Source organism: Agromyces excoecariae (assembly GCF_051715505.1).
GTDB lineage: Bacteria > Actinomycetota > Actinomycetes > Actinomycetales > Microbacteriaceae > Agromyces.
In genome coordinates this window covers 263,921-282,718 of sequence record NZ_JBPSLA010000011.1, presented here as the reverse complement: position 1 = coordinate 282,718, position 18,798 = coordinate 263,921, and the positions used below count along the sequence as shown (strand labels likewise).

The 18,798-nt window shown below is 71.4% G+C and carries 15 protein-coding genes and 1 tRNA gene; 10 read left to right on the top strand and 6 right to left on the bottom strand.

The window, feature by feature from the left end:
- Window positions 1–6: 6 nt before the first annotated feature.
- Window positions 7–1,806 carry an acetate--CoA ligase gene (acsA, locus tag ACSJD1_RS11545; protein ID WP_438855445.1) on the bottom strand — a complete coding sequence of 600 codons (1,800 nt, stop codon included), beginning with the start codon at window positions 1,804–1,806 and terminating at the stop codon, window positions 7–9.
- Between the two features lie 314 nt (window positions 1,807–2,120).
- Here acsA and ACSJD1_RS11540 point away from each other — a divergent pair, with 314 nt between their 5' ends.
- The 4 genes from ACSJD1_RS11540 to ACSJD1_RS11525 all read left to right on the top strand — a co-directional run bounded on the left by ACSJD1_RS11540 (window position 2,121) and on the right by ACSJD1_RS11525 (window position 6,506).
- Entirely contained in the window at window positions 2,121–2,804 is a 684-nt protein-coding gene (locus ACSJD1_RS11540; protein ID WP_438855444.1) for a GntR family transcriptional regulator, read from the top strand.
- Window positions 2,805–2,900: 96 nt separating this feature from the next.
- On the top strand, window positions 2,901–4,439 hold the full coding sequence (locus ACSJD1_RS11535; RefSeq protein WP_438855443.1) for an MmgE/PrpD family protein: 1,539 nt from the start codon (window positions 2,901–2,903) through the stop codon (window positions 4,437–4,439).
- 8 nt (window positions 4,440–4,447) lie between these two features.
- Window positions 4,448–5,347 carry a methylisocitrate lyase gene (gene prpB, locus ACSJD1_RS11530; RefSeq protein ID WP_438855442.1) on the top strand — a complete coding sequence of 300 codons (900 nt, stop codon included), beginning with the start codon at window positions 4,448–4,450 and terminating at the stop codon, window positions 5,345–5,347.
- 25 nt (window positions 5,348–5,372) lie between these two features.
- The gene (locus tag ACSJD1_RS11525; RefSeq protein ID WP_438855441.1) at window positions 5,373–6,506 is read left to right on the top strand and encodes a bifunctional 2-methylcitrate synthase/citrate synthase; all 1,134 of its coding nucleotides are present in this window, start codon (window positions 5,373–5,375) and stop codon (window positions 6,504–6,506) included.
- 66 nt (window positions 6,507–6,572) lie between these two features.
- Here ACSJD1_RS11525 and ACSJD1_RS11520 read toward each other — a convergent pair whose 3' ends face one another.
- Complete coding sequence (locus ACSJD1_RS11520) at window positions 6,573–6,806, bottom strand: hypothetical protein (RefSeq protein ID WP_154344670.1); 234 nt, start codon at window positions 6,804–6,806, stop codon at window positions 6,573–6,575.
- A 197-nt stretch (window positions 6,807–7,003) separates the two neighbouring features.
- Between ACSJD1_RS11520 and topA the strand changes: the two genes are divergently transcribed.
- The 5 genes from topA (at window position 7,004) to ACSJD1_RS11495 (ending at window position 13,387) form a co-directional block, all read left to right on the top strand.
- On the top strand, window positions 7,004–9,805 hold the full coding sequence (gene topA, locus ACSJD1_RS11515) for a type I DNA topoisomerase (protein ID WP_438855440.1): 2,802 nt from the start codon (window positions 7,004–7,006) through the stop codon (window positions 9,803–9,805).
- Window positions 9,802–10,422, top strand: a complete 621-nt coding sequence (gene tmk / locus ACSJD1_RS11510) for a dTMP kinase (RefSeq protein WP_438855439.1) — start codon at window positions 9,802–9,804, stop codon at window positions 10,420–10,422. Before topA ends, tmk begins: the two co-directional genes overlap by 4 nt.
- Window positions 10,423–10,513: 91 nt before the next feature.
- The gene (locus ACSJD1_RS11505; protein WP_438855438.1) at window positions 10,514–11,689 is read left to right on the top strand and encodes a DNA polymerase III subunit delta'; all 1,176 of its coding nucleotides are present in this window, start codon (window positions 10,514–10,516) and stop codon (window positions 11,687–11,689) included.
- Window positions 11,686–13,215, top strand: coding sequence for an alpha/beta hydrolase (locus ACSJD1_RS11500; RefSeq protein WP_438855437.1), 1,530 nt, complete (start codon window positions 11,686–11,688; stop codon window positions 13,213–13,215). The genes ACSJD1_RS11505 and ACSJD1_RS11500 overlap by 4 nt, the downstream gene beginning before the upstream one ends.
- Window positions 13,216–13,311: 96 nt before the next feature.
- Window positions 13,312–13,387 (top strand) — tRNA-Thr (locus tag ACSJD1_RS11495).
- Window positions 13,388–13,471: 84 nt separating this feature from the next.
- Here the strand turns inward: ACSJD1_RS11495 and ACSJD1_RS11490 are convergent.
- The 3 genes from ACSJD1_RS11490 to ACSJD1_RS11480 form a co-directional block, all read right to left on the bottom strand.
- A complete protein-coding gene (locus ACSJD1_RS11490) occupies window positions 13,472–14,809 on the bottom strand; it encodes a TolB-like translocation protein (RefSeq protein ID WP_438855436.1) in 1,338 nt (445 codons plus the stop codon).
- Between the two features lie 237 nt (window positions 14,810–15,046).
- Window positions 15,047–15,721 carry a response regulator gene (locus tag ACSJD1_RS11485; RefSeq protein ID WP_438855435.1) on the bottom strand — a complete coding sequence of 225 codons (675 nt, stop codon included), beginning with the start codon at window positions 15,719–15,721 and terminating at the stop codon, window positions 15,047–15,049.
- Window positions 15,718–16,875 carry a sensor histidine kinase gene (locus ACSJD1_RS11480; protein WP_438855434.1) on the bottom strand — a complete coding sequence of 386 codons (1,158 nt, stop codon included), beginning with the start codon at window positions 16,873–16,875 and terminating at the stop codon, window positions 15,718–15,720. Before ACSJD1_RS11480 ends, ACSJD1_RS11485 begins: the two co-directional genes overlap by 4 nt.
- A 169-nt stretch (window positions 16,876–17,044) precedes the next feature.
- Between ACSJD1_RS11480 and ACSJD1_RS11475 the strand changes: the two genes are divergently transcribed.
- Entirely contained in the window at window positions 17,045–17,773 is a 729-nt protein-coding gene (locus tag ACSJD1_RS11475; protein ID WP_438855433.1) for a hypothetical protein, read from the top strand.
- Window positions 17,774–17,908: 135 nt separating this feature from the next.
- Here ACSJD1_RS11475 and ACSJD1_RS11470 read toward each other — a convergent pair whose 3' ends face one another.
- Window positions 17,909–18,793, bottom strand: a complete 885-nt coding sequence (locus ACSJD1_RS11470) for an SGNH/GDSL hydrolase family protein (RefSeq protein WP_438855432.1) — start codon at window positions 18,791–18,793, stop codon at window positions 17,909–17,911.
- Between the last annotated feature and the right edge of the window lie 5 nt (window positions 18,794–18,798).

The following is an 18,798-nucleotide window of genomic DNA, read 5'->3' as shown; positions in this document are numbered from 1 at the left end:
GCGGGGTCACCGTCCGGCCTCCAGGGTCGAGGTGTCGCCCTCGGGCAGGCCGAGCTCGCGGGCCTTGAGCAGGCGGCGCAGGATCTTGCCGCTCCGCGTCTTCGGCAGCGCGGGCGCGAAGTCGAGCAGTCGGGGCGCGACGGCGGGCCCGAGCCGCTTGCGGGCGAAGCCGATGAGCTCGAGGCGCAGGGCATCGGATGCCTCGTGGCCCGGCTTCAGCTCGACGAACGCCTTCACGACCTCGCCGGCGACCGGATCGGGTACGCCGATCGCGGCGACCTCGGCGACCGACTCGTGCTCCATGAGGCAGCTCTCGACCTCGAACGGGCCGATCAGGTGCCCCGAGGACTTTATGACGTCGTCACCGCGCCCCACGAACCAGAAGTACCCGTCCGCGTCGCGGCGGGCCAGGTCGCCCGTGAGGTACCAGCCGCCGGCGAAGCACTTCCGGTAGCGCGCCTCCTCGTCGAGGTAGCCGCGGAACATCGACGGCCAGCCCGGCCGCAGGGCGAGTTCCCCCGTGGCATCCGGCTCGCATCGGACGGCCTCGCCGTCGCGGATGACGGGGGCACCCGTCTCATCGCGCACGAGCACCGCCGCCTCGATGCCCGGGAGCGGCCGGCCCATCGAGCCCGGCCGGATCTCCATGGCCGGGTAGTTCGAGATCATGATGCCGCCGGTCTCGGTCTGCCACCAGTTGTCGTGCACCGGGAGGCCGAACGCCTCCTGCCCCCACACGACGACCTCGGGGTTGAGGGGCTCGCCAACGCTCGCGACGAACCGGAGCGCCGAGAGGTCGTGGCCGGCCGCGCGCCCGGCACCGGCCTTCATGAGCATGCGGAGCGCGGTCGGCGCGGTGTACCAGACGGTCACGCCCTGCTCGGCGAGGATGCGGTACCAGCGGTCGGCGTCCATCTCCTCCTCGTCGACGATCGCGGTCACGCCGTGCACGAGCGGGGCGATGATGCCGTACGAGGTGCCCGTCACCCAGCCGGGGTCGGCGGTGCACCAGTACACGTCGTCGGGGTGCAGGTCGAGCGCGAAGCGCCCCGTGGCGACGTGCGCGGTCACGGCGTCGTGCACGTGCATCGCGCCCTTCGGCTTCCCGGTGGTGCCGCTCGTGAAGTGCAGCAGCGCCCAGTCCTCCGGACCTGTCGCGGCCGTCGGGGCGTCGTCGGGGGCCGCGGTGAGGAGCGCGACGAGGTCCAGCGTGTCGGGCTCGGGAGCGCCGTCCGCGTCGACCAGCAGCACGTGCCGGAGCGCGGGGAGCTCGTCGCGGATCGGCGCGACCTTCTTGCGGTAGAGCGCCCGGGTCGTCACGAGCACCGCGCCGGAGCCGATCTGGAGGCGTTGGCGCACCGGTTCGGGACCGAACGCCGAGAACAGCGGGCAGAAGACCGCGCCGTGCTGCAGGGTGCCGAGCACGGCGGCGTACAGCTCGGGCCGGCGCCCGAGCAACGAGTACACGCGCTCGCCGCGGTCGACGCCGAGGCCCTCGAGCACGCCGGCGAACCTGGCCGCCTCGCGTGCCAGTTGCGCGTACGTGAGCGATCGGACCGTGCCGTCGGCGCGGACGAACCGCAGCGCCTCGTGGTCGGCGAGCGGCCCGGTGGCGTGCCGGCCGACGGCCTCGTGCGCGATGTTGACGCCGCCGCCCGGCAGGCCGGACAGGCCGCGCCGCGCCTCGTCCCACGTGAACGACGCGCGAGCTTCGTCGTAGTCGACGAGGTTCGGGCGCACCGGGAGCGCCGCGACGTCCTTCGGAATGGGAGCCCAGCGGATCGATGACGGCGTCGTCGCCTCCATGCGAGGAGGATAGGCAGCCCGGATGCCCCGCGGGTGGGGTCCTACGTCCCGCGGATGATGCGGCTACCGCCCGAGCGCCGTCTCGAGGGCGGTCTGCACGGTCGGGTCCTCGATCTTCGGGCGGCACCGGTGCGGGCCCCCGGGACGTGCGGTCCTGCCCGTACCGGCTCTGGCACGGGCTTGCGACCAATGTATACACGAAACGTCTGCTCGTCGAGAGCGCGCAGCTGATTCGGAGGAATATCGCCCAAGATTGCGGCAATAGTGACATCCGTGTATACATGAGTCGTCGCCGACGAAGACGGGAGGAACGCATGCGAGCAGGTGAGCGGGCGTACGACACTCTCCGCGGCGAGATCCTCGACGGCGTGCTGGGCCCGGGCACCGTCCTCCAGGAGGTCGAGCAGTCGGTGCGCCTCGGCGTCAGCCGCACGCCGGTGCGCGAGGCGCTGCGTCGGCTCGCGGCCGACAGCCTCGTCGAGCCGACGGCGCGCGGCACCATCGTGACCGCGATCTCGCGGGCCGACATCGTCGCGCTCTACGAACTCCGCGAGGCGCTCGAGGGGCGCGCGGCCGGGCTCGCGGCGAGACGGCGAGCGGATGCCCCGTTCCTCGCGATCCGCGAGCGGCTCCACGACGCGCCTCGTCTCCTCGCCGAGGGCGAGGCCGGCCTCACGCGCTACTTCGAGATCGTCGACGACCTCGACCGGGCCATCGACGAGGCGGCCGCGAACCCGTTCCTCGGCACCGCGCTCCGCAGCGTCCAGCTGCACTCCGCGCGCATCCGCCGGCTCTCCCGGCACAACCCCGAGCGGCTCCGAGCCGCGGCCGGCGAGCACGAGCTCATCGTCGACGCGATCCTCGCCGGCGACGCCGAGCTGGCCTCGCACGCCACCCACGTGCACCTGCACCGCAGCCTCACCAACGCGCTCGCGACCGCCCCCGACGACGACGTCGCGGCATCGCCCGGCACCGACGACGGGTCGAGCGTCGCGTGAGCGAGGCATCCGCTCCCGTCCTCGGCCCTCGGCGCGCGCCGGGACCGCAGGCGACCTGAACCGATCACCGCGAACACCGAACCGAAAGGCCGAACCGTGCAGCTCCACCACGTGCGCGTCCACCGCAGCGAGGAGAACCTCGCCCGCACCGACCAGCTCGCCTGGAAGATCGCCGAGGTCGCCGTCGACCCCGTCGAGGTCACCGACGAGGTCGCCGAGATGGTCGTCAACCGCGTCATCGACAACGCCTCGGTCGCCGCGGCATCCCTCACGCGCGCTCCGATCATCGCGGCCCGCTCGCAGGCCACCGCGCACCCGGTGTCGGTCGGCGGCGAGGGCGCGACCGTGTTCGGACTCGAGCCGGCACGCCGCACGAGCCCGGAGTGGGCGGCGTGGGCGAACGGGGTCGCCGTGCGCGAACTCGACTTCCACGACACCTTCCTCGCCGCCGAGTACTCGCACCCGGGCGACAATATCCCCGCGATCGTCGCGGTCGCGCAGCACCTCGCATCGCAGCGCGGCCTCACGGGCCGCGAGGTCGTGCGCGGCATCGCGACGGGCTACGAGATCCAGGTCGACCTCGTGAAGGCCATCTCGCTGCACGAGCACAAGATCGACCACGTCGCCCACCTCGGCCCGTCGGCCGCCGCCGGCATCGGCACGCTCCTCGGCCTCGACCCCGAGACGATCTTCCAGGCCGTCGGCCAGGCGCTGCACACCACGACCGCGACCCGGCAGTCGCGCAAGGGCGAGATCTCGACCTGGAAGGCGCACGCTCCCGCCTTCGCCGGGAAGATGGCGGTCGAGGCCGTGGACCGTGCCATGCGCGGGCAGACGAGCCCGGTCCCGATCTACGAGGGCGAGGACGGCGTCATCGCGTGGCTCCTCGACGGGCCGGACGCCTCCTACGAGGTGCCGCTCCCCGAGGCGGGCGAGGCCAAGCGCGCCATCCTCGACACCTACACGAAGGAGCACTCGGCCGAGTACCAGGCGCAGGCCTGGATCGACCTCGCCCGCAAGCTCAACCGCGAGCACCCCGAGCTCGTCGCCGACCCGTCGCGCATCGCGAGCGTCGTCATCCACACGTCGCACCACACGCACTACGTGATCGGATCGGGTGCGAACGACCCCCAGAAGTACGACCCGACGGCCTCGCGTGAGACGCTCGACCACTCGATCCCGTACATCTTCACCGTCGCCCTGCAGGACGGCACCTGGCACCACGTCGACTCGTACGCGCCCGAGCGCGCGGGCCGACCCGACACCGTGGAGCTGTGGCGCCGGGTCTCCACGGTCGAGGACCCGGAGTGGACGCGCCGCTACCACTCGCTCGACATCGCCGAGAAGGCCTTCGGCGGCCGCGTCGTGATCACGCTGACGGATGGCACGACCATCGTGGACGAGATCGCCGTGGCCGACGCGCACCCGCTCGGCGCCCGGCCGTTCGGCCGGGAGCAGTACGTCGAGAAGTTCCGCACGCTCGCCGACGGCGTGCTCGAGGCGGCCGAGATCGAGCGCTTCCTCGACGTCGCCCAGCGGCTCCCGCAGCTCGGCCCCGACGAGCTCGGCCAGCTCACGATCGTCGCCGCACCCGGCGTGCTCGCCCAGTTCGACACGCCCCGCGGCATCTTCTAGGAGGACCCATGCTGTACGCACAGACCACCCCGGCGGACAAGCGCGCCGGCTTCCGCGAGCGCCTCGCGAGCGGCGAGCTGCTCCGGTTCCCGGGCGCGTTCAACCCCCTCTCCGCCCGGCTCATCGAGCGCAAGGGCTTCGACGGCGTCTACATCTCGGGCGCCGTGCTCTCCGCCGACCTGGGCCTGCCCGACATCGGGCTGACGACCCTCACCGAGGTCGCCGGGCGCGCGAAGCAGATCGCGCGCATGACGGAGCTGCCGGCGATCGTCGACGCCGACACCGGCTTCGGCGAGCCGATGAACGTCGCGCGGACCGTGCAGGAGATGGAGGACGCGGGCCTCGCGGGACTCCACATCGAGGACCAGGTCAACCCGAAGCGGTGCGGCCACCTCGACGGCAAGCAGGTCGTCGACGAGCACACGGCGCTCCAGCGCATCCGCGCTGCGGTCGACGCCCGACGCGACCCGAACTTCCTCGTCATGGCGCGCACCGACATCGCCGCGGTCGACGGCCTCGACGCCGCGATCGACCGCGCGAAGGCGCTCGTCGACGCCGGCGCCGACGCGATCTTCCCCGAGGCGATGCGCTCGCTCGAGGAGTTCGCGGCCATGCGCGCGGCGGTCGACGTGCCGCTGCTGGCGAACATGACCGAGTTCGGCAAGAGCGAGCTGTTCACCGTGCAGCAGCTCGCCGACGTCGGCATGAACCTCGTCATCTGGCCCGTCTCGCTCCTGCGTCTCGCGATGGGCGCGGCCGAGCGCGGCCTCGACGAGCTGACGGATGCCGGCGCCCTCACCGGCCTCCTGCCGCAGATGCAGCACCGGGCCGACCTGTACGAGCTCATCGACTACGAGGGCTACAACCACTTCGACACGTCCATCTTCAACTTCACGGTCGCGCGCTGAGGCGCGGTCCGGAGAGGAGCACGACATGACCGACACGATGACCGCCCCGGCGCCGGTCCCCGAGATCCGCAAGGGCCTCGCGGGCGTCGTGGTCGACACGACCGCGATCTCGAAGGTGAACCCCGAGACGAACTCGCTGCTCTACCGCGGGTACCCGGTGCAGCAGCTCGCCGTGACGAAGCGCTTCGAGGAGGTCGCCTACCTGCTCTGGCACGGCGAGCTTCCGGATGCCGCGCAACTTGCGGAGTTCCGCGCCGCCGAGCGCGCCGGCCGGGCCCTGCAGCCGAACGTGAAGGCCGCGATCGACCTGCTGCCGACGACCGCGCACCCGATGGACGTCGTCCGCACGGCCGTGAGCGTCATCGGCGCCTCCGACCCGACGACCGACGACGCGAGTGGCGAGGCGAACCTCGCGAAGTCGATGTCGCTGTTCGCGGCGCTGCCCGCGATCGTGGCGTACGACCAGCGGCGCCGGCGCGGTGAGGACCTCGTCCCGCCGCGCGACGACCTCGACTACTCCGCGAACTTCCTGTACATGTCGTTCGGCGAGGTCCCGGACCGGGTCGTCGTCGACGCGTTCGACGTGTCGATGATCCTGTACGCCGAGCACTCCTTCAACGCGTCGACCTTCACGGCCCGCGTCATCACCTCGACGCTCTCCGACCTCTACTCGGCGGTCACCGGCGCGATCGGCGCGCTCAAGGGCCCACTGCACGGCGGGGCCAACGAGGCGGTCATGCGGATCTTCGACGAGATCGGCGAGGCGGAGAACGTCGTGCCCTGGCTCGACGCGGCACTCGCCGAGAAGCGCAAGATCATGGGGTTCGGCCATCGCGTCTACAAGAACGGCGACTCGCGGGTACCGACCATGAAGGCGTCGCTCGACACGCTCATCACCCATTACGACCGGCCCGACCTCGCCGAACTGTACGACGCGCTGTCCGGCGAGTTCGTCGAGCGGAAGGGCATCCACCCGAACCTCGACTACCCGTCCGGCCCGGCCTACCACCTGATGGGGTACGACACCGAGACCTTCACGCCGCTGTTCGTCGCGTCCCGGGTCACGGGTTGGACGGCGCACATCATCGAGCAGCTCGCGTCGAACGCGCTCATCCGTCCGCTGTCGTACTACGACGGGGTCGACGAGCGACACGTGTAGCCGCGGCCGCACGCGTACCCGAGGCGTGGCGCCCGGTCGCCGTGCGTCACGCCTCGGTTCTCCGCCTCAGTCGAAGACGGTCTCGATGAAGCGGTACTCGACCGCCGACGGGCGATCGTCGCCCGGTGCATCGAACTCGAGTCCCGCACCGCGGGAGTAGACGTAGTGCTTGCCGCCGTCGCCGGGGAAGCTGATCCGGGGCTGCGGATCGCCGGTGTCGAGGAAGCCGGTCGAGACCGTCTTCCCCTCGAGTGGTCCGTCGATCAGCTTGGCGGTGTAGGTGCCGGATGACGTGTCCATGCGGCCATTCTCCACTCGTCCTGCACGGCCGCAAGGGACTTTCCTCCCCGCGTCGCTTCGTGCCATGAGGGGTTTCCTCACGGTCGTTGTGTGTATGGTGTGCCATGTCGGCGTCACCCGCCGACCGATGGCACACCGCTCGGGGGCGCGGCGATGATGTGCGTCCCTCGTTCCCGTCCATTAGCAAGAGGAGTCCGGTGTCTGGCGCGAAGAAGCTCGTGATCGTGGAGTCGCCGACCAAGATGAAGTCGATCGCCCAGTACCTCGGCGACGGCTACGAGGTGCTCTCGTCGGTCGGGCACATCCGCGACCTCATCGAGCCCAAGAACCTCCCGGCCGAGCTGAAGAAGGGCTCGCTCGGCAAGTTCTCCGTCGACGTCGAGAACGGGTTCGAGCCCTACTACGTGGTCTCCGATGCCAAGAAGAAGACGGTCGCCGAGCTCAAGCGTGCGCTGAAGGGCGCCGACGAACTCCTGCTCGCCACCGATGAGGACCGCGAGGGCGAGGCCATCGCGTGGCACCTGCTGCAGGAGCTCAAGCCGAAGGTCCCCGTGCGCCGCATGGTCTTCCACGAGATCACGAAGGACGCGATCCTCAAGGCGAAGGACCAGACCCGGGAACTCGACACGGCGCTCGTCGACGCGCAGGAGACCCGCCGCATCCTCGACCGGCTCTACGGCTACGAGGTCTCGCCCGTGCTCTGGCGGAAGGTCGGGCCGGGCCTCTCCGCCGGCCGCGTGCAGTCCGCCGCGACGCGCCTCGTGGTCGACCGCGAGCGCGAGCGCCTCGCGTTCGTGGCCGCCTCCTACTGGGACCTGACCGGTCGCTTCACCAAGGAATCCTCGTCGTTCGAGGCCCGCCTGGTGCGCGTCGGCGGCGAGCGCATCGCGACCGGCCGCGACTTCGACGACTCGGGTCGGCTCACGGGCAAGGCCGTCGTGCTCGACGAGGCCACCGCGCAGTCGCTGCGCGCCGCCCTCCGCGACGACACGGTCGCCCGTCGTGTGAGCCGCGTCGAGTCGAAGCCGTACTCGCGCCGACCCGCCGCACCGTTCACGACCTCGACGCTCCAGCAGGAGTCGGCGCGCAAGCTGCGGCTCTCGGCCCGCGACACCATGCGCGTCGCGCAGTCGCTGTACGAAAACGGGTACATCACCTATATGCGCACCGACTCGGTGTCGCTCTCCCAGCAGGCGATCCAGGCCGCGCGCACCCAGGCCGTGAAGCTGTACGGCGCCGACAGCGTGCCCGACAAGCCCCGTGCCTACGCCGGCAAGTCGAAGAACGCGCAGGAGGCGCACGAGGCCATCCGCCCGTCGGGCGAGGTCTTCCGCACGCCCTCCGAACTGCAGAGCGTGCTCCGGGGCAGCGAGTTCAAGTTGTACGACCTCATCTGGAAGCGCACGGTCGCCTCCCAGATGGCCGACGCCAAGGGGCAGACCGCGACCGTCACCATCGAGGTCGGTCCGACGGCGACGGATGCTCCCGCGCCCGAGTCGCCGACGGCCGCGGTCGCCGGCACCACCGCCGAGTTCACCGCGAGCGGCACCGTGATCACCTTCCGCGGCTTCCTCGCCGCATACGAGGAGAGCCGCGACGAGGAGCGCAACGCCGAGGAGTCGCCCGGTGAGGCGAAGCTGCCGCAGCTCGCCGAAGGCGAGGCCGTCGGGCTCGCCGAACTCGAGGCCAAGGGCCACGAGACGAGCCCGCCCCCGCGCTACACCGAGGCGAGCCTCGTCAAGCGACTCGAGGAACTCGGGATCGGCCGTCCCTCGACCTTCGCGTCGATCATCTCCACGATCCTCGACCGCGGCTACGTCACGCAGCGCGGCCAGGCGCTCGTGCCGAGCTGGGTCGCGTTCTCCGTCGTGCGGCTCCTGGAGGAGCACTTCGGCGACCTGGTCGAGTACGACTTCACCGCCGAGATGGAGGACGACCTCGACCGCATCGCGTCGGGCGAGGCCGACCGCGTCGACTGGCTGAACGAGTTCTACTTCGGCAGCGACCGCCACACGGGCCTGCGTCAGGTCGTCGACAACCTCGGCGACATCGACGCGCGCGAGATCAACTCGATCGTCATCGGCCCCGGCGTGACCCTCCGGATCGGCCGGTACGGACCGTACCTCGAGACGGTCGACCCCGAGGCCGGCCCCGACGCGCCCCCGCGCCGGGTGAACCTGCCGGAGGGGCTCGCTCCCGACGAGCTGACGGCCGAGAAGGCGCGCGAGCTCATCGAGGCGCCCGTGCAGACCGACCGCGTGCTCGGCGTGAACCCCGACAACGGCAAGCAGGTCGTCGTCAAGGACGGCCGGTTCGGCCCGTACGTGACCGAGCTCGAGCCCGAGCCCGAAGCGGCCGAGGCATCCGTCGACCCGGCGACCGGCGAGGTCGTCGACGCGCAGCCGGCGAAGGCGGCGAAGCGCGGCACGAAGAAGGCCGCGGCGCCGAAGCCGCGCACCGCCTCGCTGTTCAAGTCGATGCAGATCGAGGAGGTCGACCTCGCGACGGCGCTCCAGCTGCTCGACCTGCCGCGCGTCGTCGGGCTCGACCCCGAGTCGGGCGACGAGATCACCGCACAGAACGGTCGCTACGGCCCGTACCTGAAGAAGGGCGCCGACACCCGCACGCTCCCGAGCGAGGATGCGATCTTCGACATCGACCTCGCTGGGGCGCAGGAGCTCTTCGCGCAGCCGAAGTACGGCGCACGGCAAGCCTCCAGCGCGCTCAAGGAGTTCGCGGAGGACCCCGTGAGCGGCAAGCCGATCAAGGTCAAGGACGGCCGCTTCGGTCCGTACGTGACCGACGGCACCACGAACGCCACGATCCCGCGGGCCGAGTCCGTCGAGGACATCACCTTCGAGCGCGCCGTCGAGCTCCTGCAGATCAAGCGCGACAAGGGGCCGGCTCCCGCCCGCGGCAAGCGCACCACTGCGGCGAAGTCGGGTGCGAAGGCGCCCGCGAAGCGCACGACCACGCGTACGGCGAAGAAGTCGTCGTGAGCCGCGGGCTGTTCCTCACCCTCGAGGGCGGCGACGGATCGGGCAAGACCACCCAGGCGGAACTGCTCGAGCAGTGGTTCACCGACGAGGGCCGCACGGTCGTGCGCACGCGCGAGCCCGGCGGCACCGGCGTCGGGGTCGAGGTGCGCGAGATCGTCCTGCACCATCGCGGCGACATCGCACCGCGCGCCGAGGCGCTGCTCTACGCGGCCGACCGCGCCCACCACGTGGCGACGGTCGTGCGACCGGCGCTCGCCCGCGGCGAGGTCGTCGTCCAAGACCGCTACATCGACTCGTCGGTCGCCTACCAGGGCGCCGGGCGCGTGCTCGACGCCGACGAGGTCCGCTCGATCTCCGAGTGGGCGACCGAGGGGCTCGTGCCCGACCTGACGATCCTCCTCGACCTGCCCTCCGACCTCGCCCGGCGGCGCCTCGACGGCGCGCGCACGCGCTACGACCGCCTCGAGGCCGAGGCGGCGGAGTTCCACGGCCGGGTCCGCGAGGCGTACCTCGCGCTCGCCGAGGCCGAGCCCGACCGCTTCCTCGTCGTGGATGCGACGCGGCCGGTCGACGACATCCACGCCACGATCCGGGCGCGCGTCGAGACGCTCGCGTGAGCGCGACGATCGCCCGCCCCGGAGCATCCGCTCGGCACATGTTCGGGGGCCTCACAGCGGCGCTGTCCGCGGCCGAAGGTAGCGTGGAACCGTGAGCGTGTGGAGCGACCTGACGGGTCAGGATGCCGCGATCGCCGTGCTGCGCTCCGCCGCAGAGGCGGCGGCGGACGGGCGCGCCTCGGCCGACATGACCCACTCGTGGCTGATCACCGGCCCGCCCGGATCGGGTCGCTCGAACCTCGCCTACGCGTTCGCCGAGGCGCTGCTCTCGGGCGAACCCGACGGAGACGAGCGACTCCGTGCCCAGGTGACGGGTCGCAGCCATCCCGACCTCCACGTGCTCGCCACCGAGGGCGTGATCATCAAGCGCGACGACGTGCGCGACATCGTCAAGCGCTCCCATTACGCGCCGTCGGTCGCCCATTACCGCGTCATCGTCGTCGAGGATGCGGACCGCATGACCGAGCAGACGTCGAACTTCCTGCTGAAGGAACTCGAGGAGCCGCCGGCGCGAACCGTCTGGATCCTGTGCGCGCCGAGCGAGGCCGACCTGATCCCCACGATCCGCTCGCGTGTTCGGTCCGTGCGGCTGCAGGTGCCCGACATCGCGGCCGTCGCCGACCTCATCGTGCGTCGCGACGGCGTAGCGCCCGACGTCGCCGAGCGCGCGGCGCGCGAGGCGCAGAGCCACATCGGCATGGCGCACCGCCTCGCCACGAGCTCGGAGGCGCGCGATCGCCGCGACGAGACCCTGCGGCTGGCGCTGCAGGTGCGGTCCACGCCGGGCGCCGTGCTCACGGCGGCGCGACTGCTCGAGATCGCGGCCGACGACGCGAAGGCGATCACCGAGCTCCGCGACGCGGAGGAGCGCGAGCACGCGCTCCGGTCGCTCGGCGTCGCGCCCGGCCAGGCGGTTCCGGCCGCGCTCCGGTCGCAGTTGCGCGCCCTCGAGGAGGACCAGAAGCGCCGCGCGACGCGGAGCCTGCGCGACGGGATCGACCGGATCCTGGTCGACCTCGCGTCGCTGTTCCGCGACATCCTCGTCACGCAGCTCGGGGCGCAGGTCGACCTCGTGAACCTCGAGATCGCCGCCGACATCGCCCGCGCCGCGTCATCCGCCACCCCGGCGCAGACCCTCGCGACGCTCGACGCCATCCAGGAGGCCCGCATCCGCATCGACGCCAACGTCCAGCCGGCGCTCGCCCTCGAGGCGATGCTCGTCTCCGCGATCCGTCGGCCCGAACCGGCCCGCGGGGTGCGCTCGTGAGGGCTCGGCGGCCGCTGGTCGCCGCGGCATCCGCCGTGGTCGCCTCAGTGCTGCTGCTCGCAGGATGCACCGTGCCGTCGTTCCTCGGCGGCGGCACCGATCGGTCGGAGCCGACCGGGGAGACCGTCGCGCCCGAGCTCGAGCCCTTCTACTCCCAGGTGCTCGAATGGGAGCGCTGCGACGACAAGCTCTGCGCGACGGCGACGGCCCCACTCGATTGGAGCGACCCCTCTGCCGGCGAGATCGAGCTGGCGCTCATTCGGCGGCCCGCGAGCGGGCAAAAGATCGGGTCGCTGCTGGTGAATCCGGGCGGGCCGGGCGGTTCCGGGTACGACTTCATCGCCGATTCGATCGACTACGCCGCCGGACCGCGGCTGCAGCAGCGGTTCGACGTCGTCGGATTCGACCCGAGGGGCGTCGGGCGATCGTCTGCGGTGCAGTGCTTCGACGCGGCGCAGATGGACGACTTCCTCTACGGCATCGTGCCCGCGGAGCGCGGCAGCGACGAGTGGATCGCCGAGGTGACCGAGGCGAACCGTCAGTTCGGGCAGGCGTGCGCCGATGAGACGGGCGACCTCCTCGCGAACGTCGACACGGTGAGCGCCGCGCGCGACCTCGACCTCCTGCGCGCGATCCTCGGCGACGAGCAGCTGAACTACCTCGGCTACTCCTACGGCACGTTCCTCGGCGCGACCTACGCCGGGCTCTACCCGCAGAAGGTCGGGCGCCTCGTGCTCGACGGCGCGATCGACCCGACCGCGAGCAACCAACAGGTCAACGTCGCCCAGTCCGTCGGATTCGAGGACGCACTCAAGGCCTACCTCGCGGACTGCCTCGGGGGCGAGGACTGCCCGTTCTCGGGTTCGGTCGACGCGGCCGCCGACGACGTGTCGCGGCTCCTCGCCTCGGTCGCGGCGAGTCCCCTGCGAGGGACCGACGGTCGCATGCTCGGGGCCGATGCGCTCGTCACCGCGATCATCTACCCGCTGTACAGCGCGGAGAGCTGGCCGTACCTCAGCGACATGTTCGAGTCCGTCATGTTCGGCGAGGCCGACACCGCGCTCCTGTTCGCCGATCTCTACAACGGACGGGAACAGGACGGCACCTACGCGGACAACTCCACCGAGGCCTTCCGCGCGATCAACTGCCTCGACTACACGTACGACGACGACCCGGCGAAGATGCGTGCCGACGCGGCCGAACTCGCCGAGGCCGCGCCGATCATCGGCCCGTACTTCGGCTACGGAGACATCGGGTGCGCGCAGTGGCCCGTCGTGAGCGAGGCGGATCGGGGCCCGATCACGGCCGAGGGCGCCGCGCCCATCATGGTGATCGGCACGACCGGAGACCCGGCCACTCCGTACCAGTGGGCCGCCGCGCTGGCCGAACAGCTCGACTCCGGCTTCCTCGTCACCTACGACGGCGAGGGGCACACGGCCTACCGCAAGTCGAACGCCTGCATCGACGACACGGTCGAGGACTACTTCGTCGACGGCACGGTGCCCGCAGCCGACCCGCAGTGCTGACCGTCCGGTGCGCCGGGGCCGAGTGGTCATGAGGGCTCCGAAAACCCGCTAACATGGTCTCTCGTGCCGCTCGGTGCGATTCGCATCGGATGCCACGCCGCCTTAGCTCAGTCGGCAGAGCGATTCACTCGTAATGAATAGGTCGAGGGTTCGATTCCCTCAGGCGGCTCCAATCGGAAGGCCCCCTCCGACGGAGGGGGCCTTCCCCGTCTTCGTCGGACTCGTGCGCCTCGTTCCCCGTCGAGTCGGCGTTCCATCAGTCGGTGGCCGGGAGGGCCTGCCACGATGCGGTCGGCCCCCACGGCACCCCGTCTCCGGTGGCCCTGACCGTCAGATCGGTCCGGCCGGTGCCGTCCGAGGTGATGGTGAACCAGGTTCGGTCGTCGTGGGCGACGAGCAGTCGGCCGTCCGGTGACCAGGCGTCCGCGGTGGCGTTCTCGGCGATTCTGAGGGCGCCGACGCCGTCGATGTCGGCCACCCAGATGTCGGTCAGGATCCCGTCGTCCCCCTCGAGTTCGTAGTCGGTGTGGTACGCGAGGTGCCGACCGTCGGGTGAGACCAGTGGACCGGATCCGTCGGCGATGACCGTGTGCCGGATCCCATCCGGAACCGTGACCGCGTCGATCGTTGCGGGCCGCCACTGCTCGCCGGAACCGGGCCCGAAGATCCGGCCCTCGTTGACCAAGACGGCCGACGAGTCCGCCGCCCAGCCGACGTCGTCGGCCCACGAGAGAGTGTCGGAGAGCACGATCCATCCGTCACGCTCGGGCGGATCGGCGAGGGCCGACTCATCCAATCCGCCGGTCGGCACCGCCACTACCGAGTGGCCGTACACGCCGTGCTCTTCGGCGACTGCGAGCCAGCGTCCGTCGGGCGACCAGCCCAGAACCGAGACCTCGGGCGAGATCTCCGAGGCGCGAGCGGTCGTCAGGTCGACGAGCACCGATCCGACGCCGTCGTGGCCGCCGCATCCGCCGATCCCGCAGGAACTCCGGTCGACGATGAGCGCGGTCCCGTTCGGCGCCCATTCGATCGACGAGGGCACCATCGAACGGTCGAAGCCGCCCTGATCGCGTGAGAACGCGTGCCCGATGCCCAACGTGAGGATCGATTCTCCGGTCGCGCCGTCCACGACGACCAGTTCGCAGACGTCGACGCACGCCGCGGCCTGTGCGAACCCGAGCGACCTGATCGCGCTCTCCGCCTGCTCGCTGTCCGGCGGGTCCGAGCGGATGAACGCGAGCAGGGCGCCGTCGGGCGACCACGACGGCGCGTACTCGTCCAGCGTCGACGTCGAGGTCAGTCGAGTCGGCACGGTGCTGCCGGATGCGAGGAGGTAGATGTCGCTGGGCGCCCCCGCTGCCGACGTGCCCACGGTGGCCAGGGTTCCGTTCTCCCGGGTCGTCGACGGCGCCGCGGCCGGCGGACCGCTCAGGTCGATGGGGCGGTCGGCGACGCCGGTGGACAGGTCGGTCGGACGGGCGAGTCCGAGCACGAGCCCTATGACGCCGGCGGAGGCGGCGATCAGCGCCGCCACGATGAGGGTCCGACGGCGGCCCGCGCGGCGCCACGCCTCCTCGATCAGTGCTCGCACGCTGCTCCGCGCCGAGGATCCGACCGCGTTCGGGCGGGAATCGGGTTCGCGCTGGATCGGCGGTGGATCGGCGTCGTCGCGATGGGGTGAGACGTCCGGCGGGCGGGGCGGGGCGGAGATGGACATGTGCGCGCCTCCTCGACGGTTATGGCGCTAGCGCGAGTAGCACCATCCTACGCCTCGCGATCGATTTCGGGAACCGGCGACGGTCGGCGTCCTCGGCCGGCGAGCGTGCGCTCAGGCGGTGCGCTCGCCGGGGCGAACGAGCCCCGACTCGTAGGCGAGGATCGCGATCTGCACGCGGTCGTGCGCGCCGAGCTTGGCGAGCAGGCGCGAGACGTAGGTCTTCACGGTCGACTCGCTGAGGAACAGGGCCGCTCCGATCTCGGCATTCGACCGGCCGCGCGCGACGAGGCGGACGATCTCGATCTCGCGGTCGGTGAGGCCGAGGTCCGTGGGGAGCGCGGCATCGGGGGAGGGCGCCGACGTGAACCGCTCGAGCAGCCGAGCGGTCACGGCGGGCGCCAGCATCGCCTCCCCGCGGGCGACGACGCCGACCGCGTGGACGAGGTCGGCCGGCGGTACGTCCTTCAGCAGGAACCCGGACGCCCCGGCCCGGACCGCGGCGAAGACGACGTCGTCGAGGTCGAACGTCGTGAGCGCGAGCACGCGACGCGTCGCGTCGGCGGCGAGGATGCGCCGTGTGGCCTCGATTCCATCCATGACGGGCATGCGGATGTCCATGAGCACGACGTCGGGGGAGAGGTCGGCGGCTGCGGCCACGCCCTCCGCCCCGTCGCCCGCCTCGCCGACGACCTCGAGTCCCGCCCGCTCGAGGATGAGCCGGAAGCCGACGCGCACGAGCTCCTGGTCGTCGACGAGGAGCACGCGCGTCGGCGCGGTCGCGGTCATGAGCCGGCCCCGATCGGGAGCGACGCGTGGACGCGCCATCCGCCCGGTTCCGGTCCTGCCTCGAGCGTGCCGCCGTAGAGTGCGACCCGCTCGCGCATGCCGAGGAGCCCGTGCCCTCCCGGACGATCGGAGCTCGCCGCGGTCTCGTGGCCGTCATCGGTGACCGTGATCTCGATTCGGCCGGCCGCGCGATCGATCGCGACCGACGCGGACGCCGCCCGCGCGTGCCGTCGGATGTTGGTGAGGGCCTCCTGCACCACGCGGTATACGGCGAGCTGACGGCCGGCGGACAGGTCGCTCGTGTCATCCGATCGGTAGTCGACGACCAGCCCTTCGGCCCGCGCCCGTTCGATGAGCTCGGGGATGCGCGAGATCCCGGGCTGCGGTGCGAGCGATTCGTGATCGGCCTCGCGGAGCAGTGCGACCACGCGACGGACGTCCGCGAGTGCGTCGGTGCCGGTCGACCGGATGGCGTCCAATGCGCGGCGTGCGGCGATCGGGTCGGTGTCGACGACCTCGGCCGCGGCCCCGGCTTGCACGACCATCACGCTGACCGAGTGCCCGAGGATGTCGTGCAGTTCACGCGCGATCCGGGCGCGCTCCTCGGCGGCCGCGCGGAGCGCGGACTGCCGGGCGTCCGCCTCCGCCGCAGCGGCCCGTACCGCGGCATCCACCGCCCGCCGCTCGGAGGCCCGCATGCCGATGCCGACGAGGAAGATCGTCAGGAGCACGCCCCAGTGGAAGAACTGCTCGCTCGGTCCCTGCAGCTCGGGGACGAAGAGGTCGGCGAGGACCACGGTCGCGAACACCGACCCGCAGACGATCGCCGACGTCCGCATGCCGCCGTGGCGGGCGCCGGTGTACAGGGTCAGCGCGATCGGAAGGAATCCGCCGAAGAAGAGCACCTGGGTGTCGCCGGCGGTCGCGACGAAGCAGGTGACCCATGTCAGCGGAATGCCGACCAGGACCAGCGGGAAGATCCGTCGCATGGCGAGCAGGACCGCGCACACCATGATCGCGACCGTGCTGAGCACGGGCGAGCCCGTGCCCTGGACCGATTCGAACGGCACCCACACCTCGGCGAGCCCGAGCGCCGCGACGAGCGCGGCGACGGCGATGTCCTGGGCGAGATGCCAGCGGGTGCGGCGGTCCACGACCGCAGGCTAGCGGTCAGTGCCCCGCGCGGGAATCTCCGGCCGGTGATCGGCGAGTCGACTTCGGGTGATCGAGGCGGCCCGTGCGAGCGATGACCTGGATGCCGCAGCGATCGTAGCGTCGTGCCACGCCGCGGAGGAGCCGCAGCCGAATCGAAGGGAACCGTCCATGTCCACGTCCCGCGCACTTCCGTCCGTTCGCCGGATGCTCGTCGCCGTCTCGCTCGCCGCCGCCATCGTGCTCTCCGTCGTCGGGATCCTGCTGCAGCCCGAGTTCCCGGATGACCCGACCGCGTACGTCGAGATGCTGGCCGGCTCGGCATCCGCCGGCGCCGGGCTGCAGCTCTTCCTGTGGTCGCAGGTGTTCTGGGCGATCGGCTTGATCGGGCTGGCCCATGCCGCGAGCCACCGGGCACCCGTGATCGCCACCATGGGTGCCGTGGTCAGCGGTCTCGGCGCGTTCGGTCACGCCGCATACGGCGGCGCGAGCCTCGTCACCCTGGGCGTGGCGCGCTACGCCGCCGAGTCCGGCGATCTCGACGCGGCGCAGGCGGCGTTCGGCGCCACGCAGGGCGGCGACTTCGTGCCCGTCCTGCTCGTCGGGCTCGGCGGCACCGTACTCGGCGTGATCCTCGTCGCCGTCGCCCTGCTCCGCTCCGCGGTCGCCCCCCGATGGGTCGCGATCGCGATGCTCGCGTGGACCGTCGTCGAGTTCGTGCTGCCGAACTTCCTTGCAGGCGCGTGGATCACGTACACGTCGCTCGTGCTCGGCGTGATCGCGTTCACGGGCGCCGCCGTGGCGGTGCTGCGCGGGGGGTCGCGTGCCTGGACGACGGTGCTCGAGGCGGAGGCGCAGCGGGATGCATCCGCATCGGTCGCGGCCGCGGCGTCGGCCTGATCGTGGTCCGAACGGGCGAAGCCGACCCGGGCGCACGCGTCGTCAGACCGAAGGCCCCTCCGTCGGAGGGGCCTTCGGGCTTCGAATCCCGGACCGAGCGTGCCGACCGGAGCTCGGGAATCTCCCGCGCAGCCCTCAGCCGAGAGCGGGTCGGATCGCGGCAGCGTAGGCGGCGTTCCCGGCCTGGTTGGGGTGTGCGGCGATGTCCGTGTTGCTGAAGCCGTTGATCCATGGCTCGCCGCTTCCGATCCCGTGGCCCGTGAACGGCCCGGCCACGTCGACGAAGACCGCCCCGGCGCCCTCGGCGGCTGCCTTGATCGCCGTGTTGAGGGCGACGGTGTCGGCGTTCACCCTGGCGGCGTTCGCATACCCGGATGCCGGGTCGAAGAGCAGCGGATAGCCGGTGACGATGATCTTGGCCTTCGGGACCTTCGTCGCGATCGCGTTCACGGTCGAGGTGATCCGAGCCCCGATGGTCCCGTTCGAGATCAGCGACTCGGCCGTGTCGAGGTATGAGTCGCACCGACCGGGGAACCACGTGATCACGAAGCACCACGTCATGACGTTCGTGAAGCCGAGGTCGTTCCCGCCGACCGTGAGCGTCACCCGGGTCGTGCCCCTCGCGATCGACTTCACCTGGGAGCTGATGACCTCCGCGGTCGAGGCGCCCGAACAGGCGGGGAACGCCACGAGTTGCACGTTCGCCGTCGCGTCGGCGTCGAGCACCTTGGGGTAGCTCAGGCTGCTGCGGTCGCAGCTGGTGGAGTCGATGTAGCTTCCCGAGCCGGTGCCGGACGCGAAGGAATCGCCGAGTGCGGAGTACTTCTGCTCGGTCGTGCCGCCGCCGCCCGGCTTGTCGGGCTTGCCGGTCGCGACGGCGGCGGATGCCGCATCCGCGGGCCCCGCGACGGCGGCGCCGAGCACGAGCCCCAGAGCGGTCAGGAGGGCGGCGACGAGCAGCGCGATGCGCCGGCGTTCGACCTTCGAGGACGGAATCGAGTCGGCTTCGACCTTCGACATGAGCT

Excerpts from the sequence above, each read along its gene's own strand:
- acsA (WP_438855445.1), bottom strand. The coding sequence starts at position 1,806 with ATGGAGGCGACGACGCCGTCATCGATCCGCTGGGCTCCCATTCCGAAG.
- ACSJD1_RS11540 (WP_438855444.1), top strand. The coding sequence starts at position 2,121 with ATGCGAGCAGGTGAGCGGGCGTACGACACTCTCCGCGGCGAGATCCTC.
- prpB (WP_438855442.1), top strand. The coding sequence starts at position 4,448 with ATGCTGTACGCACAGACCACCCCGGCGGACAAGCGCGCCGGCTTCCGC.
- ACSJD1_RS11525 (WP_438855441.1), top strand. The coding sequence starts at position 5,373 with ATGACCGACACGATGACCGCCCCGGCGCCGGTCCCCGAGATCCGCAAG.
- ACSJD1_RS11520 (WP_154344670.1), bottom strand. The coding sequence starts at position 6,806 with ATGGACACGTCATCCGGCACCTACACCGCCAAGCTGATCGACGGACCA.
- ACSJD1_RS11485 (WP_438855435.1), bottom strand. The coding sequence starts at position 15,721 with ATGACCGCGACCGCGCCGACGCGCGTGCTCCTCGTCGACGACCAGGAG.
- ACSJD1_RS11475 (WP_438855433.1), top strand. The coding sequence starts at position 17,045 with ATGTCCACGTCCCGCGCACTTCCGTCCGTTCGCCGGATGCTCGTCGCC.
- ACSJD1_RS11470 (WP_438855432.1), bottom strand. The coding sequence starts at position 18,793 with ATGTCGAAGGTCGAAGCCGACTCGATTCCGTCCTCGAAGGTCGAACGC.